At 71.2% G+C, this 16,399-nt stretch carries 12 protein-coding genes; 5 read left to right on the top strand and 7 right to left on the bottom strand.

All coding sequences use genetic code 11. The features are described 5' to 3' along the window. Nucleotides 1-32: 32 nt before the first annotated feature. Entirely contained in the window at nt 33-1,061 is a 1,029-nt protein-coding gene (locus tag DEJ51_RS11125) for an aspartate-semialdehyde dehydrogenase (RefSeq protein WP_150257456.1), read from the bottom strand. A 261-nt stretch (nt 1,062-1,322) separates the two neighbouring features. Between DEJ51_RS11125 and DEJ51_RS11120 the strand changes: the two genes are divergently transcribed. After that, nucleotides 1,323-2,807 (top strand): M28 family metallopeptidase, encoded by a 1,485-nt coding sequence (locus DEJ51_RS11120; protein ID WP_150257455.1) that lies wholly within the window; start codon nt 1,323-1,325, stop codon nt 2,805-2,807. 84 nt (nt 2,808-2,891) lie between these two features. Here the strand turns inward: DEJ51_RS11120 and DEJ51_RS11115 are convergent, their stop codons facing one another. Both DEJ51_RS11115 and DEJ51_RS11110 read right to left on the bottom strand, forming a co-directional pair. Then, nucleotides 2,892-6,215, bottom strand: coding sequence for a S8 family serine peptidase (locus DEJ51_RS11115; RefSeq protein ID WP_150257454.1), 3,324 nt, complete (start codon nt 6,213-6,215; stop codon nt 2,892-2,894). 273 nt (nt 6,216-6,488) lie between these two features. After that, nucleotides 6,489-7,049 (bottom strand): CGNR zinc finger domain-containing protein, encoded by a 561-nt coding sequence (locus DEJ51_RS11110; RefSeq protein WP_150257453.1) that lies wholly within the window; start codon nt 7,047-7,049, stop codon nt 6,489-6,491. 121 nt (nt 7,050-7,170) lie between these two features. On the opposite strand from DEJ51_RS11110, the gene DEJ51_RS11105 reads away from it, so the two are divergent. Together DEJ51_RS11105 and DEJ51_RS11100 are read left to right on the top strand one after the other, a co-directional pair. Beyond that, nucleotides 7,171-7,629 (top strand): VOC family protein, encoded by a 459-nt coding sequence (locus tag DEJ51_RS11105; RefSeq protein WP_150257452.1) that lies wholly within the window; start codon nt 7,171-7,173, stop codon nt 7,627-7,629. Beyond that, nucleotides 7,629-8,516: a pyridoxamine 5'-phosphate oxidase family protein gene (locus DEJ51_RS11100; RefSeq protein WP_150257451.1), complete on the top strand. Its 888-nt coding sequence runs from the start codon at nt 7,629-7,631 to the stop codon at nt 8,514-8,516. The genes DEJ51_RS11105 and DEJ51_RS11100 overlap by 1 nt, the downstream gene beginning before the upstream one ends. Here the strand turns inward: DEJ51_RS11100 and DEJ51_RS11095 are convergent. Together DEJ51_RS11095 and pepN are read right to left on the bottom strand one after the other, a co-directional pair. Beyond that, on the bottom strand, nt 8,492-9,454 hold the full coding sequence (locus DEJ51_RS11095; RefSeq protein WP_150257450.1) for a hypothetical protein: 963 nt from the start codon (nt 9,452-9,454) through the stop codon (nt 8,492-8,494). The genes DEJ51_RS11100 and DEJ51_RS11095 overlap by 25 nt on opposite strands. A 230-nt stretch (nt 9,455-9,684) precedes the next feature. Next, the gene (gene pepN / locus DEJ51_RS11090) at nt 9,685-12,240 is read right to left on the bottom strand and encodes an aminopeptidase N (protein ID WP_150257449.1); all 2,556 of its coding nucleotides are present in this window, start codon (nt 12,238-12,240) and stop codon (nt 9,685-9,687) included. Nucleotides 12,241-12,378: 138 nt separating this feature from the next. Between pepN and DEJ51_RS11085 the strand changes: the two genes are divergently transcribed. Next, nucleotides 12,379-13,023, top strand: coding sequence for a DsbA family protein (locus DEJ51_RS11085; RefSeq protein ID WP_150257448.1), 645 nt, complete (start codon nt 12,379-12,381; stop codon nt 13,021-13,023). 135 nt (nt 13,024-13,158) lie between these two features. Here the strand turns inward: DEJ51_RS11085 and DEJ51_RS11080 are convergent, their stop codons facing one another. Next, nucleotides 13,159-13,815: a superoxide dismutase gene (locus tag DEJ51_RS11080; RefSeq protein ID WP_030016698.1), complete on the bottom strand. Its 657-nt coding sequence runs from the start codon at nt 13,813-13,815 to the stop codon at nt 13,159-13,161. A 160-nt stretch (nt 13,816-13,975) separates the two neighbouring features. Continuing rightward, the gene (locus DEJ51_RS11075; RefSeq protein WP_150257447.1) at nt 13,976-15,379 is read right to left on the bottom strand and encodes an amino acid permease; all 1,404 of its coding nucleotides are present in this window, start codon (nt 15,377-15,379) and stop codon (nt 13,976-13,978) included. 160 nt (nt 15,380-15,539) lie between these two features. On the opposite strand from DEJ51_RS11075, the gene DEJ51_RS11070 reads away from it, so the two are divergent. Beyond that, entirely contained in the window at nt 15,540-16,334 is a 795-nt protein-coding gene (locus DEJ51_RS11070) for an SDR family NAD(P)-dependent oxidoreductase (RefSeq protein WP_223835756.1), read from the top strand. Nucleotides 16,335-16,399 lie beyond the last annotated feature (65 nt).

Genomic DNA, 16,399 nt, shown 5'->3' with positions numbered 1-16,399 from the left:
GCGCCCGCCCTCCCGGTCCTGCCGGTGCGGGATCAGCCGCGCAGCTCCTCGGCCACGAGCTCGGCGATCTGCACCGCGTTCAGGGCCGCGCCCTTGCGCAGGTTGTCGTTGGAGAGGAACAGCGCGAGGCCGTTCTCCACCGTCTCGTCGGAGCGGATGCGGCCCACGTACGAGGCGTCCTTGCCCGCCGCCTGCAGGGGCGTCGGGATCTCGGAGAGCTCGACGCCGGGGGCGTCCTTGAGCAGCTCGTAGGCGCGCTCGACGCTGATCGGGTTCGCGAAGCGGGCGTTGACCTGCAGGGAGTGACCGGCGAAGACCGGCACGCGCACGCAGGTGCCGGAGACCTTGAGCCCGGGGATCTCCAGGATCTTGCGGGACTCGTTGCGGAGCTTCTGCTCCTCGTCGGTCTCGAAGGAGCCGTCGTCGACCAGGTTGCCCGCGAGCGGGACCACGTTGTAGGCGATGGGGCGCTTGTAGACGGCGGGCTCGGGGAACTCCACCGCGTCACCGTCGAAGGTCAGCTGGTCGGCGGCCTCGGAGACCGCGCAGGCCTGGCCCTTGAGCTCGGCCACACCGGCCAGGCCCGAGCCGGAGACGGCCTGGTAGGTGGTGGCGATCAGCGCGGTCAGGCCGGCCTCGTCGTGCAGCGGGCGCAGCACCGGCATCGCGGCCATGGTGGTGCAGTTCGGGTTCGCGATGATGCCCTTGGGGCGGTTCTTGATCGCGTGCGGGTTGACCTCGGAGACCACGAGGGGGACCTCCGGGTGGCTGCGCCAGGCGGAGGAGTTGTCGATCACGACGGCGCCCTGGGAGGCGACCTTTTCGGCCAGCGCCCGGGAGGTGGCGCCGCCCGCGGAGAAGAGCACGATGTCCAGGCCCGCGTAGTCGGCCGTGGAGGCGTCCTCGATGGTGATCTCCCGGCCCTCCCATTCGAGGGTGGAGCCCGCGGAACGGGCCGAGGCGAACAGCCGCAGCTCGTCCACCGGGAACTTCCGCTCGGCGAGGATGCTGCGCATGACTCCGCCGACCTGTCCGGTGGCTCCGACGATTCCGACCCTCACGGTGACTCCTCTTGGTACGTACGACGCGGGCGCGCGTGAAGCCATCATGCGTTCGACCCCACGAGCCTTGTCCAATCCATTGTCCGAGGTACGGACGGTGTCCTGAATGTGAACCCCTGTGGCGAGTTCGTGGCAGGCGTGTTGCGGGGCCCCTGAACACCCGTTTTGCCTGGTCGGAGCCGGTTAGCGTCCGATCTGTCATGACCGCTATCCGGACATGACCGACCGCAGAACGAACCACCGAATTCGGGGAGATCCACCGTGGGCGCCATCCGCCACCGCCGCCGGTCCATACCGGCGCTCGCCGCCCTCGCGGCCGCCGCCGTCGCCGCACCCGTCCTGCTGACCGCCACCCCGGCGGCCGCCCACCCGCGCGAGGGCAGGCTGGCCAAGGAGCTGGTGGAGGAGGTCACCGCCCGGGGCGCCTACCGCCACCTGAAGAAGTTCCAGCAGATCGCCGACGCCAACGGCGGCAACCGCGCCGCCGGCACGCCGGGCCACGCGGCCTCCGCCTCCTACGTGTACGACACGCTGAAGAAGGCCGGGTACCAGGTCTCGTACCAGGACTTCGACTTCCACGAGGCGCACACCAGGACGGAGAAGACCACCGTCCTCGGCGAGAACCCCCGCGAGCTGGCCACCACCGCCTTCACCTTCACGAGGTCCACCCCGGCCGGCGGCCTGACCGCGCCGCTCGCCCCGGCCCGGGTCGACGAGACCCCCGGCTGCACGGCCGACGACTACCCGGCCGGCACCTTCGCCGGGAAGATCGCCCTGGTCAAGCGGGGCGCGTGCACCTTCGTGGAGAAGCAGCGGGCCGCCGCCGAAGCCGGCGCGCTCGGCGTGATCGTCTACAACCACAGCGGAACCGCCCCGGTGCGCGGCGGGTTCTCCTCGCCCGCCGAGGGGCTCATCCCGAGCGCCGGCATCACGCTGGCCGACGGCGAGGCGCTGACCGCGGCCGCCGCGAAGGGCGAGGTGAGCGTGCGGCTGGAGCTGGACCAGGAACACGTGAAGAAGACCACCCGCAACGTGATCGCCGAGACCCGCGGCGGCCGCTCCGACCGGGTGGTGACCGTGGGGGCCCACCTGGACTCGGTGCCCGAGGGCCCGGGCATCAACGACAACGGCTCCGGTTCGGCCGGGCTGCTGGAGGTGGCCCTGAAGCTCGCGGACGAGGGCGCCAACAAGAAGGGCAGGGGGCCCGCCAACAAGGTGCGCTTCGGCTGGTGGTCGGCGGAGGAGCTGGGCCTGCTCGGCTCGGAGCACTACGTCGCGCAGCTGTCCGAGAAGCAGAAGAAGGACATCGCGCTCTACCTGAACTTCGACATGATCGCCTCGCCGAACCCGGTGCAGTTCGTCTACGACGGGGACGACTCCGATAAGACGGGCGCGGGCGCGGGACCGGCGGGCTCCGCCCAGATCGAGGCGCTCATCAACGGCTTCCTCGACCGGAAGGGCAAGCCTCACGAGGGCAGTGACTTCGACGGCCGCTCCGACTACGGCCCGTTCATCGCGAACGGGATCCCGGCGGGCGGCACCTTCACCGGCGCGGAGGGGGTCAAGACCGCCGAGCAGGCGGCGCGCCACGGCGGCACGGCCGGGGCCCCGTACGACCCGAACTACCACGGGGCGGGGGACACCCTGAAGAACCTCGACCTGTTGGCCTTCGACACCAACCTGGACGTGATCGCGCACGCGGTCGGCACCTACGCCGAGTCGCTGCGCTCGCTCGGCGCGCGGTAGGCGCGCGGGAACGACCCGGGGGAACGGCCCGAGGGGGCGGTGCTCGTCAGAGCGCCGCCCCCTCGGGTTTCCCGCTGCGGGGTCCTACGGGAGGACCTTCTCGATCTGCACGCTGCCGGTGCCGGCGGCGGTGCCGCGGGCGTTGAGCAGCTGGACCTGGCCGAAGAACTGACGGCCCTCGGGGGCCGCGCTGGTGACCAGGACGTTCGCCGAGACCTGCGCGGTGGCGCCGGTGGCGAGGTTCACCGCGGCGGCGTCGTCGACCTGGACGGAGCCCAGGGCGGCCGAGAAGAACACGTCACGGTAGTCGTACGTGGTGGAGCCGGACGGGATCGCGTAGCCGATCACCTTGACGGTGTAGGTGCCCGCGGCCGGGTTCACCAGGCTCACGGCCTCCTCGGAGTCGCCGTCGGCGGCCGAGCCGACCTTCACGCCGTCCTTGTAGACCTCCAGGTCGAGGTCGGCGGCGGTGTCGGACACCTTGCCGATCGCGACGTCGAGGCGCGAGGTGCCCGCGGGGACCGCGATCTCGGTGGACTGGGTCTCACCGGGCGCGATGGTCGGCTTGGCGACCTTCGCCGAACCGAGCGGACCGCCGACGAGCTTGCCGCCGGAGATGGCCGCGCCGGCGTTCTTGACGCTCCACTGGACCGGGGCGGGGGTGCCCTGCTTCACCTCGGGCAGGACCTTGACCGCGGGGTCGAAGGCCGCGCCGAGCACGGAGACGTCCAGCTTGAACGGGTTGTCCAGGACCGGCGACGTACGACGGGCCTCGACCTCGATCTCCCAGACGCCCGGCGTCGGCTCGGGGTACGAGCGCACGTCGGGGCGGCAGGTGTTGGCCGGGTTGTCGTAGTTCGGGTAGCAGTTGGTCGTGGCCGTCGGGTCGACCGGCGTGCCGTACGGGTGGATCGCGATGAAGCGCGTCTGGGCGCCGGCCGCGAGACCGCTCAGCGCGACCTCCAGGCTCTTGGCGCCCGGCGGAACGGTCACGAAGTACGACTTGTGAGAGTTGCGCTGCACGGTGGAGGACTGCGACAGGGCGAACGACGGCGCGGCCAGGGGGGCGGAAGCCACGACGGTCGTCAGGATCTGCTTGTCGATGCCCTCGGTGGTCTCGTCGTCCAGCTGCAGGATGCCGCTGTGGACGCCGGCCGTCTTGGCGTTGGCCTCGACCTTGATGGTGACGGGCTTGTTCAGCGGCAGGGTGACGTAGTCGTAGCCGCCGACGACCTTGAAGGTGCCGTCGTTGTTGCGCCAGCTCAGGTCGTGCCGGGTGCCGTACTTGACGCCCGTGGTGCGGGTGACGACGACGTTGTAGACCTTCTTCTGGCCGACCTTGAGGCCGCCCTCACGGTCGTACAGGCCGGTGCCGGAGCCCGGGGTCTTCAGGAACTGGTCGATCGCGGTGTCGACCGGCGCCTGGACGGTGAACTCGTTGGCCTTCGCGTCGCGCTGGACGGACTCCCACGCGCCGGGGATGTCGATCAGACCCGAACCCTGCGCGTGCGCGGGAACGCCGTCGATCTTCTTGGCGGAGGTGGTGAGCGCGACCCGCAGGGAGGACGGCGTCAGCTTGATGTTGTGCTGCTTGGCGGCCGAGATCAGCAGGGCGCTCGCGCCCGCCGCCTGCGGCGAGGCCATCGAGGTGCCCTGCAGCATGCCGTAACCGGCCGGCAGGGTGTAGCCGGCCTCCTTCACCGGGGCGCCGGGCAGCCAGGTCTGGATGGTGTTGATGGCCGCGCCGGGGGCGCTGATGGTCGGCGTGAAGCCGCCGTCCTCACGCGGACCGCGCGAGGAGAAGGGGAACATGTTGTACTTCGTGCTCACACCGGAGCCGTAGTTGGCGGCCCAGGTCTCCTTGGAGACCGACGCGCCCACGGAGATGACCTTGTCCGCGAGGGCGGGGTCGCCGATGGTGTTGACGCCCGGGCCCGAGTTGCCGGCCGAGATGACCAGCTGGACGCCGTAGGTGTCGATGAGGTTCTTGTAGAGCTCGGAGCGCGCGTTGTTGCCGTCGTTCAGCGCCGGCAGGCCGCCGATGGACATGTTGACGATGTCCACGCCGCGGTTGACGACGAGGTCGATCATGCCCTCGGTCAGCGCGACGTTGGTGCAGCCGCCGGACCACGAGCAGGCGCGCGAGGAGACGAGCTTGGCGCCGGGCGCCTCGCCGTTCATCTGGCCGCCGAAGAGGCTGTTGGCGGCGGTGATGCCGGCGACGTGCGTGCCGTGCTCCGACTCGATGATGCCGACGTTGACGAAGTCGGCCTTCTTGCCGACCCAGTCACCGCCCAGCGGGTCCATCGGGACGTCCTTGCGGATCTCGATCACGAACGGGATGCGCTCGGCGACGTCGGTCGCCGGGTTGTCCGTGCCGAAGTAGCCGATCTGGTAGCCGTCCTTGTACGGCTTCATCGGCTCGTTGTTCGTGAAGTCGCCGTCCTGGTCGGTGTCGACGCGGACGGTGCCGGCGGCGGCGTCGTAGAGCAGGCCGAACCGGTCGGTGGTGTCACCGTCGCGGTTGACGTCGCCCGCCATGTCGCCGGTGGCGGTGATCGACTCGGTGAAGCGGCTCCACTGGAAGCTGCCCTCCGGGGCCTTCCAGCTCTGGCCGCCCGCGGTGAAGCTGCCGCCGCTGGAGGTGACCGGGGTGATCTGCGGGCGCCAGGTGGCGTCGTTGTCCGTGATCGGGTCGGTCGCCGTGACCCAGTCGACGATCTTGCGCTCGCCGGTGGTGGTCTTCTGCAGGGCCGGGTGACCGAGGTCGATGCCCGAGTCCATGATGCCGATGGTCACGCCGCGGCCGTCGGCCTGCGGGTTGTCCTTCACGAAGTCGACCGCGCCGGTCTCGAAGGACGGGTTGTACGGGTTCTTCGCGGGGGTGTTCTTGTCCGGCGCCGCGTAGGTCTCGGCGGCGGTCTTCTTGACCGCGCCGGTCGACCGGTCGGCCTCGGGGCGCGGGTCCGGAAGCTGGATCTCGTGCCGCAGGTCGATGCCGTGCACCGAGGACAGCTTGGCGGCCGCCTTCAGCGCGGCATCCGCCTTGCCGGTGGGCAGGGTGGCACGCACGTAACCGAGGTTGTCGTACGTCCGGCCCACCGAGGCGCCCTGGACCGAACCGAGCTGGTCCGCCACCTGCTTGGTCTGGCCGGGGGTGGTCGCGACCATGACGGTGACGTTCGCGTCACCCTTGGCCTTGGCCTGCTGCAGGAGTTCGGCGTCGGCCGAACCGAGCTTCTGGTCGGCGGACTTGACCGCGGGTGCGGTACCCGGGGTGTCCGCGCCGGTCGCCGCGAAGACGGGCCCGGCGCCGGTGGCGGCGAGGGCCGCGACCAGGCCGGCCGCGGCCGCGACGCGCGCGACGCGTCTGGCCCCGGATATGGAGCTGGGGGATTCGAGGGTCATCAGCATCCCTGGTAAGTGAAAGATACGGTCCGGATTTCGGTGCCGGATGACCGGTCAGCTTGGCCTAAGCGACAGCTCTTTGGGGAGAGTTGTCATTGACCGAGACCTGTCATGGCGGACTCTCGCCAGTGCGGAGAACACGCCAGTGCGGCCGTACCGGTGCACAGTGGTGCGAACCAAGGGTGCCGATCGGTCGATTTATCGACTTGGCGGCCATGTGTCAGCCTCGGGACGCGGTCGCGTCCCGGGGCCGGTGTGACAGATTTCGCGCGCTCAGCGCTCGCGCGTGCGCGCGTAGTGGCGCGAGGCCTTCGCCCGGTTTCCGCAGGCGGACATCGAACACCAGCGCCGGGTGCCGTTCCGCGAGGTGTCGTGGAAGTGCAGGACGCAGCTCTCGGAGGCGCACTTGCGGATCCGCTCGGGCGCGGAGCCCAGCAGTTCCAGGTAGTTCCTGGCGGCCGTCCAGGCCGGACCCCAGGTGGGGTCGTCGAACTCGGCGCGCTCGCCCGGGCCTTCGGGAGTCAGGGTGGCGCGGATGCGGCCGTGCTCCAGCACGGCGTCGACCAGCGCGCGGGCGCTCTCGCCGGAGGGGTCCGCCACCACGCGGGCCAGGGCCTCGCGCGCGGTCATCAGATGGACGAGGGTCGCGGCGTCGGCCCGGAAGCGGCCGGCCAGCCCGTTGGTCTCCAGCCAGACCGCGAGCCCTTCGACCCGGCTCAGCCCGAAGGCCCCCGCGAAGAGGTCGACGATCTTCCCCTCGCGCATCCAGCGGGTGTTCAGCAGGTCGAGGGCGACCGGCTCCCCGGTCAGGGGCCGTGGGTCCGCCGTCGTCATGTCCGTCTCCTCGCTCGCTAACCCCTCAAGGGTACGTGAGCGGTTGACGTGCGTCGTCATAACCTTTAACTTGAATTTAGAAGGTTAGAACCGTTGCGCCGTCTCCGGGGAAGGACCCGTCATGACCACCGCCATCAGCAAGCTCCGCACCGGGCACGTCGGCCTGAACGTCACCGATCTGGAGCGCTCGCTCGCCTTCTACCGGGACGCCCTCGACTTCCAGGTGCTCGGAGAGGGCAAGGAGGAGGGCCGCCGCTTCGCCTTCCTCGGCCGGGACGGCGAGCTCGTCCTCACGCTCTGGCAGCAGGCCGACGGCGCCTACGACCCGGCCGCAGCCGGACTGCACCACCTGGCGTTCTCGGCCGGCGCGGTCGAGGAGGTGCGCGCGTACGAGGAGCGGCTGCGCGGGCTGGGCGTCGCCTTCGCCTACGAGGGGGTCGTCGCGCACCGCGAAGGCGCGGCTTCCGGCGGGATCTTCTTCCACGACCCCGACGGCACCCGCCTGGAGATCTCCGTACCGACCGGCGCCGAAGACGCGCCCGCCCCCACCGCGGGGGCGCCGACCTGCGGATTCTTCTAATGGGCGGCGTCTACCACTGGGGGTCGCTGGCGGTGCAGGAGCGGGTCGGCGTGCGCGCGCAGGCCGAGCACGTCGGCCGCTCGATCGGCACGGGCATCCGCGACGTCGCCGCGGCCTTCCTGGAACTCCAGCCGCACCTGGTCGTCGGCGCCGCCGACGGCGCCGGGCGGATGTGGGCCTCGCTGCTGACCGGTGCGCCCGGATTCGTGCGGGCCACCGGGCCGGACCGGATCGCGGTCGCCGGCGGTCCTCCGGCGGGCGATCCGCTCGCCGACGCGCTGGCCGTTGTGGGGACCCGGGTCGGGACCATCGCGCTCGACCCGCGCACGCGGCGCCGGATGCGGCTGAACGGAACCCTGGAGGTGACCCGGGGAGGCTTCGCGGTCCTGGCCGAGCAGGTCTTCGCCAACTGCCCCAAGTACCTGCAGAAGAGGGAGCCGCTGGAGCTCGCCCGGCAGGGGGCGGGTGTGCTGCGGCGCGGGGAGGCGCTGACCCCCGGCCAGCAGGAGACCGTACGCGGCGCCGACACCTTCTTCGTCGCCACCACGGCGGAGGCGGACGGGGCCGACGCCAGTCACCGGGGCGGGCTGCCGGGCTTCGTCGAGGTGCTCTCCCCGGTCGAGCTGGCCTGGCCGGACTACGCGGGCAACGCCATGTTCCTGACCCTGGGCAATCTGACGGCCGATCCGCGGGCCGGGCTGCTCTTCCCGGACTGGGAGAGCGGGGCGGTCCTCCAGCTCAGCGGCCGGGCCCGGACCGAGTTCGCGGCCGACGGGATCCGCCGCACCCGCTTCCGGGTGGAGTCGGTGGTGGAGAGCGTGCACCCGGGGCGGCTGCTCTGGAGCACCCCGGAGTACTCGCCTCACCTGGGCAGGACCACCAGGTAGGCGGCGGGCTCCCGGTCGTCGGAGGCCGTCAGGGCGGTCCGGATGACCGCGGCCTGCTGCTCGGGCCAGTCGCGGAGCTTGCGCGGGGTGACGTGGATGACGGTCACCCCCAGCCGCTCCAGCGTCTCGCGCTTGCGCACCGACTCGGACCACTGCTCGTCCTCGCCCTGGCGCGGGGCGCGGGTGTCGATCTCGACGGCGACGGCCTGCTCGGGCCAGTACGCGTCGATCCCGCCGAGGTGCGGGCCGCCGGGCAGCCTCAGGTCGACGTTCCACACCGGATCGGGGAGCTCGTAGCCGCGTACGACGTGGTACAGCCGGTCCTCGGCGATGGCCCGGCCCTCCGCGAGCAGCGACTCGACCGCGTCGACCACGTGCGGCCGGTTCAGCAGCCGGGCCACCGTCAGCTCCCGTACCACGGCTGCCGGTTCGCAGTGCCCGCCCCGGACGGCCTCGCTCAGCAGGCGGCGTACGGTGCCGGCGTCGGAGAGCTGGGTGACGGCGTCGGCGACGGCCCGCGCGACGGGCACCACCGGCAGCCCGGTCACCTCCTGGGACCTCGGCGGGGTGTGCGTCCGTACGATCCGCACGTCCCCGGTCGAACGCAGCCGCCGGGTGCCGGGCACGAGGACGTCGATGTGCGAGAGGGCGAGCAGCGGGGGCGCGGAGCTGAACCGGTACAGCGCGAGCGCCGCCAGCCCGGTGATCATGACCTCGCCGCCGCCGCGCCGCCCCGCGTAGAGCAGCGCCGCGTGCAGCCGCTCCTCGCTGGTCGCGGGACCGGCGTGCAGCAGGAAGACCCCGGGCAGGATCTGCTGCCAGGGGCGCCCGGCCGCGTCGGAGGCGGTGACGCCGTGCTCGCGCAGCTGGGCGAGGGTCAGCACGCGGGGGCGGCTGCCGGTGAGGTGCGCGAGGGGGAGGGGTGCGTTGTGGTTCATGACGCGGTGATTCCCTCAGGCCATGGCCTTGCTAACCCCTGTTACACGCTCGTCGACAAATCCGGACAAGCTGGGGCTAAAGTACGGGCGTTCGACTGCCGATGGGATGCGCCCGTATGGGCTACCCCTGCACGGAGCCGGTCCTCGAACGCCGGACGGGCTGAAAGCTCAGCCTCGCCGGCGTTCGAGGCGCGGGGTCCGGGACCGAGCCCCGGCAGCGGCGCCGCGGGCTAGGCGGCCGCCGCGTCGCAGGCCTGGGCGCGCAGGGCCCGGGCCAGGTCGTCGCGGGACTCCAGTACCAGGCGGCGCAGGGCCGGAGCCGCATCGGCGTGCGCGGCGAGCCACGCGTCGGTGGCCTCCAGCGTGGCCGAGTCGCCCTGCAGCGACGGGTACAGCCCCCTCACCACGTCCATGCCGATCTGGATCGACCGGTCCGCCCACACCCGCTCGATCACCTCGAAGTAGCGCCCCGCGTAGGCCGCCAGCAGGCCACGCTGCGAGGACTGCTGCATACCCGCGATCGTCGCCTCGGCCAGCGCGTTCGACAGCGCGTCCGACTCGACCACCGCCGCCCACGCCTGGTCCTTGACCGCCTGCGAGGGCCGCGCCGCCAGGCACCGCACCTGGTGCCGCTTGCCCGAGGCCGTGTCGTCGCGTGCCAGTTCGGCGGCGAGCACCGCCTCGTCCACCGCCCCGTGCGCGGTCAGCGGCAGCAGGAAGTCCCAGCGCAGCTCCTGGTCCACCTCCAGCCCGTCGATCCGCGCCGAGCCCTCCAGCAGCCCCAGCAGCAGCTGGAAGTCGCCCTCCGTCGTCGCGCTCGCCGCGAAGAAGCGGGCCCACGTCAGCTGGTGCTCCGACCCCGGCGCCGCTGCCCGCAGCTCGTGCAGCGCGCCCGCCGCCAGCTCCCGGCCGCCCTGCTCGCGCCAGTCCGCGGCCGCGTAGTGGGTGACCGAGGTCAGGGCCTGCGTGTGCAGCATCTGCAGGACGCCGACATCGCTCTCGCGGCCCGCGTGCGCGAGGACCAGTGCGATGAAGTCCCGCGCCGGCATCAGCCCGTCGCGCGTCAGGTTCCACAGCGCCGACCAGCACAGAGCCCGCGCGAGCGGGTCCGTCAGGTCCCCGAGGTGCGCCCGCAGGGTGGCCAGCGAGCCCTCGTCGAAGCGGATCTTGCAGTAGGTCAGGTCCTCGTCGTTGACCAGGACCAGGTCGGGACGCTCCGCGCCCGCCAGCTCCGTGACGACCGTCCGCGCACCCGACACGTCCACGTCGGCCCGCGCGTAGCGGACCAGCGTCCCGTCGGACTCCAGCCGGTACAGGCCCACCGCGACCCGGTGCGGGCGCAGCTCCTCGCCCTCCTGCACGACGGCCAGTTCCGTCACCCGGCCGCCCGCGTCGTAGGTGAGCACCGGGGTCAGCGCGTTCACACCAGCGGTCTGCAGCCACGCCCGCGACCACTGCGCCATGTCCCGGCCGGAGACCTCCGCGAGCACCGACAGCAGGTCGTCCAGCGTCGTGTTCCCGTACGCGTTGGCCTTGAAGTAGCGCCGGGCGCCCTCCAGGAAGGCCTCCCGTCCCACGTAGGCGACGAGCTGCTTGAGCACCGAGGCGCCCTTGGCGTACGTGATGCCGTCGAAGTTCAGCTTGGCATCCTCCAGGTCACGGATGTCGGCCGTGATCGGGTGCGTGGACGGCAGCTGGTCGGCCCGGTAGGCCCACGACTTGCGGCGGTTGGCGAAGGTGATCCACGCCTGGTCGAAGCGGGTGGCCTCGACGAGCCCGAACGAGCCCATGAAGTCGGCGAAGGACTCCTTCAGCCACAGGTCGTCCCACCACTTCATGGTGACCAGGTCGCCGAACCACATGTGCGCCATCTCGTGCAGGATGACGTTCGCGCGCGCCTCGTACGAGGCCTGCGTGACCTTGCCGCGGAAGATGTACTCCTCGCGGAAGGTCACCAGCCCCGGGTTCTCCATCGCGCCCAGGTTGTACTCCGGCACGAAGGCCTGGTCGTACTTCCCGAAGGGGTAGGGGTAGTCGAAGATCTCGTGGAACAGGTCGAAGCCCTGCTTGGTGACGAGGAAGACGTCGTCCGCGTCGAAGTGCTTCGCCAGGCCCTTGCGGCACATCGCGCCCAGCGGGATGGTCAGGTCCCCGCGCGTGTAGGTGTCCGTCACGTAGTGGTAGGGGCCCGCGACCACGCACGTGATGTACGTGGAGATCGGCGCGGTCTCCGCGAACCGCCAGACACCCGCCTCGCGGGACTCCTCCGCGCCGTTGCTCCACACCTGCCAGCCCTCGGGAGCCGTCACCTCGAAGCGGTACGGGGCCTTCAGGTCGGGCTGCTCGAAGTTCGCGTACACCCGCCGCGCGTCGGCCGGCTCGTACTGGGTGTAGAGGTAGACCTCGCCGTCCTCCGGGTCCACGAACCGGTGCAGGCCCTCGCCCGTCCGGCTGTAGGCGCAGTTCGCGTCCACCACGAGGACGTTCTCGGAGGCCAGGCCGTCGAGGGCGATCCGGGCGCCGTCGAAGACGGCGGCCACGTCCAGCGCGCGCCCGTTCAGGGTGACGGCGTTCACCGAGGGCGCGATCAGGTCCGCGAAGGTGGAAGCGCCGGTCCCGGCTGCCCGGAAGCGGATCGTCGTCACCGAGCGGAAGGTCCGCGGACCCTCTGCCGGTTCGGCCTCGTCCACCGCGGACCGGATGTCGAGGACCACCTCGTACGCGTCGACGGACAGCAGCTCGGCCCGCTCGCGGGCCTCGTCGCGGGACAGATTCTCTCCGGGCACGTGCACTCCTTCGTGCGTGATCGCGTTCTTGTGTCGAATCCTCGCACGAGGGAATGCGCGCCACCCGGTACTGGTTGGTGACGGGGAACGTGAGCCCAGTGATGCCCTTTTGCCCCCCTGCCGAGATTGAGGAGAGACATGACCGACACCCAGGTGCGTGAGAAGACCCCGGTCGACTTCTGGTTCGACCCGCTCTGCCCGTGGGCCTGGATGACGTCCCGCTGGATGGTCGAGGTCGAGAAGGTCCGCGACGTCGAGGTCCGCTGGCACGTGATGAGCCTCGCGGTGCTCAACGAGAACAAGCTCGACGAGCTGCCCGAGGTCTACCGCGAGCTGCTCGGCCCCAAGGGCTGGGCCCCGGTGCGCGTGGTCATAGCGGCCCAGCAGAAGCACGGCGAGGAAGTCACCGGCAAGCTCTACACCGCGCTCGGCACCCGCATCCACAACGACGAGAAGGGCCCGACCCGCGAGGTGATAGCCGAGGCGCTGGCCGAGGTCGGCCTGCCCGCCGAGCTGCTCGCGTACGCCGACTCGGACGAGTACGACGAGGTGCTGCGGGCCTCGCACAACGACGGCATCGACCGGGTGGGCCAGGAGGTCGGCACCCCGGTGATCTCCGTTCCGGGCGCGGAGGGCGATGTGGCCTTCTTCGGTCCGGTGGTCACCCCGACCCCGCGCGGCGAGGCCGCGGCCCGGCTCTGGGACGGCACCCTGCTCGTCGCCTCCACGCCCGGCTTCTACGAGATCAAGCGCACCCGTACCCAGGGTCCCCGCTTCGACTGAGCGAGTCGGCCCGGGAGGGCGTCACACACAGAAGACCCCCGTGAGTCACGTCCTCACGGGGGTCTTCCGCTGGGCACGCCCGCCGGTGAAGGTTGAGAAGACGATCACGAGGCGGACGGGCTTGCGGCGCTGCGATCAGCCCTTGGCGGGGATCAGCAGCGGGGTGTTCGCCTTGGCGTCGGCGTAGCGCTTGGACACGTCCTGCCAGTTGACGACGTTCCACATCGCCTCGATGAAGTCCACCTTCTGGTTCTTGTACTGAAGGTAGAAGGCGTGCTCCCAGGCGTCGAAGACCAGGATCGGGGTGCTGGCGACGCCCACGTTGCCCTGGTGGTCGTAGACCTGCTCGACGACCAGGCGGCCGCTGACGGGCTCGTACGCGAGCACGCCCCAGCCGGAGCCCTGGGTGGCGGAGGAGGCGAAGGTCAGCTGCTTCTTGAACTTCGCGAAGGAGCCGAAGGACTCGGTGATCGCGTCGGCCAGGTCGCCCAGGCCGTCGGCCGCGGTGGGCTCGCCGCCGCCCTCGCCGGTCTTCGGGCTGGCCATGTTGTGCCAGTAGATGCTGTGGAGGATGTGGCCGGAGAGGTGGAACGCGAGGTTCTTCTCCAGGCCGTTGAGGGCGCCCCAGTTCTCCTTGTCGCGAGCCTCCGCCAGCTGCTCCAGCGTGTTGTTGGCGCCCGTGACGTAGGCCGCGTGGTGCTTGTCGTGGTGCAGCTCGATGATCTGCGGGTTGATCACCGGCTCCAGCGCCGCGTAGTCGTACGGAAGCTCAGGAAGCGTGTAGATGGCCATGCGTGTTATCCGGTCCCCTCGGCGTGCCAATCGCTTATTGCAATTAATGCGCAACTGCACGCTAGCAGCATCTATTCCGCCTCACACGTAAGGGTTACCTCTGTAAAAAGCAGGTGGGCCCCGTGCGAACGCACGGGGCCCACCTGCGGTTGAGGGACTGTCAGCGGGCGGCGGCCGTCCGGCGCTGCACGAGGTATCCGGCCACCGCGAGGGCGACGGTCAGTCCGCCGGTGAAGACGACCTGGACGCGCGTGTCCTCGCCCCGGGCCATCAGCACCAGGACCCCGGCCACCCCGGCCAGCGCCACCCAGGTCAGATAGGGGAAGCCCCACATCTTCACGACCAGCTTCTCGGGGGCCTCGCGCTCCAGCCGGCGGCGCAGCACGAACTGCGAGACGGCGATGAAGCCCCAGACGACCAGGATGACCCCGCCCACCATGTTCAGCAGCCAGGCGAACAGGGTGTCCGGGTACCAGTAGGACAGCAGCACGGTGACGAAGCCGAAGCCGCAGGAGGCGAGGACCGCCCGGCGCGGCACCCCGCCGCCGGCCTTGCCCAGCGCCTTCGGACCCTGGCCGCGGGAGACGAGGGAGTAGGCCATGCGCGAGGCGCCGTAGATGTTGGCGTTCATCGCCGACATCAGGGCGATCAGGATGACCACGTTCATGATCTCGCCGGCGGCCGGGATGCCCAGACGGTCCAGGGTCGCGGCGTACGGGCCGTCCGCCGTGACGGCCGGGTCGTTCCACGGCAGGAGGGTGACGATGACCAGCATCGAGCCCACGTAGACGATGGCGATCCGCCACATGGTGGTCCGCACGGCCTTGGCCACGCCCTGGACCGGGTTCTCGGACTCGGCGGCCGCGATGGTCACCGTCTCCAGTCCGCCGTACGCGACGACCGAGGCCAGCAGCCCGACGAGCAGGCCGTCCACGCCGTGGGGCAGCAGACCGCCGTCGTGCAGCAGGTTGGCCGTACCGGGGGAGTCGGTGCCGGGCAGCAGGCCGAGCACGGCGAGCACGCCCAGGCCCAGGAAGAGCGCGATCGCGCCGATCTTGAGGGCGGCGAACCAGAACTCGAACTCGCCGAAGTTCGAGACGGCGGCGAGGTTGGAGCCGCAGAACACCGCCATGAAGACCAGCACCCACATCCAGGAGGGGGTGCCCGGGAACCAGCCGGTCACGATGTGCGCCGCGCCGATGGCCTCGATGGCCACGCCCACGCAGAGCAGGATCCAGAACATCCAGCCGGCGGTGAATCCGGCCCAGGGCCCGATCGCGCGCTCCGCGTGCACGGAGAAGGAGCCCGAGGCGGGATTGGCGGCGGACATCTCGCCGAGCATCCGCATCACGAACATCACGAGCAGCCCGGAAGCGGCGTACGCGAGCACGATCGACGGGCCCGCGGCCGCGATGCCGGCGCCGGAGCCGACGAAGAGTCCGGCACCGATGACACCGCCGAGGGCGATCATCGAGAGGTGGCGCTGCTTGAGTCCGTTGCCGAGGGGTGAATCGGTACCGGTCCGCGGCGGCTCGGGAGGTGCGACGGTGCTGCTGTGGCTCATGGGGTGCATGCCTGTCGGTGCGGGGGTGGAGCAGGGGTCAGTGTGCCGAGCGTCCGATCACCGGACGTCTGGCGTCCGGTATTCGGACAGCCGGATGACCGGCCGTGATCATCCCCGTACGCTCCCGACAGGAAGCGGAGCCATGACGACAGGGGGACCGGTGGACGACCGAACGGACCACGGGATCAGGGAATTGGCCGCCACGGGCCGCGGAGTACTCGTCACCGGGGCGTCCCGGGGGATCGGGCGGGCCATCGCCACGGCCTTCGCCGAGCGCGGCGACCGGGTGGCGGTGCACTGCACGGTCCGGCACGCGGACGCCGAGCGCACCCTCGCGGACCTGCCGGGCGAGGGGCACGTCCTGGTCGCCGGCGACCTCGCCGACCCGGCCCGCGTTCAGGCCTTGGCCGCCGAGACCGAGGAGGCGCTCGGTGGCGTCGACGTCCTCGTGAACAACGCCGCCGTGATGATCGCGCATCCGCTGCCCACGACCTCCTACGCCGACTGGCAGGAGGCCTGGAGGCAGACGGCCGCCGTGAACCTCTTCGCCCCGGCCAACCTCACCCACTGCGTCGCCCGCCACATGATCAGCGGTCGGCGCGAGGGCCGCGTCGTCAACGTCGGATCCCGCGGGGCGTTCCGCGGCGAGCCGGATCACCCGGCGTACGGCGCCACGAAGGCGGCCCTGCACGCGCTCGGCCAGTCGCTCGCCGTCTCGCTGGCGCCGCACGGCATCGCCGTGGCCTCGGTGGCGCCCGGGTTCGTCGCCACCGAGCGGGTCGCCGGGCGGCTCGAAGGGGAGGAGGGCGAGCGGATCCGGGCGCAGAGCCCCTTCGGCCGGGTCGGCACCCCGCAGGAGGTCGCCGCGGCCGTACTGCACCTGGCCTCACCCGCCGCCCGCTGGAGCTCGGGCACCGTGCTCGACGTCAACGGCGCCTCGTACCTGCGCACCTGACGCGCGAAGGCCCCCCGCGCCGGGTGCGCGGGGGGCCTTCTTCGCCACGGGCCACCGGCCACCGG

It is taken from the genome of Streptomyces venezuelae (assembly GCF_008642275.1).
GTDB classification, from domain to species: domain Bacteria; phylum Actinomycetota; class Actinomycetes; order Streptomycetales; family Streptomycetaceae; genus Streptomyces; species Streptomyces venezuelae_E.
This window is presented reverse-complemented; position numbering and strand designations above follow the sequence as displayed.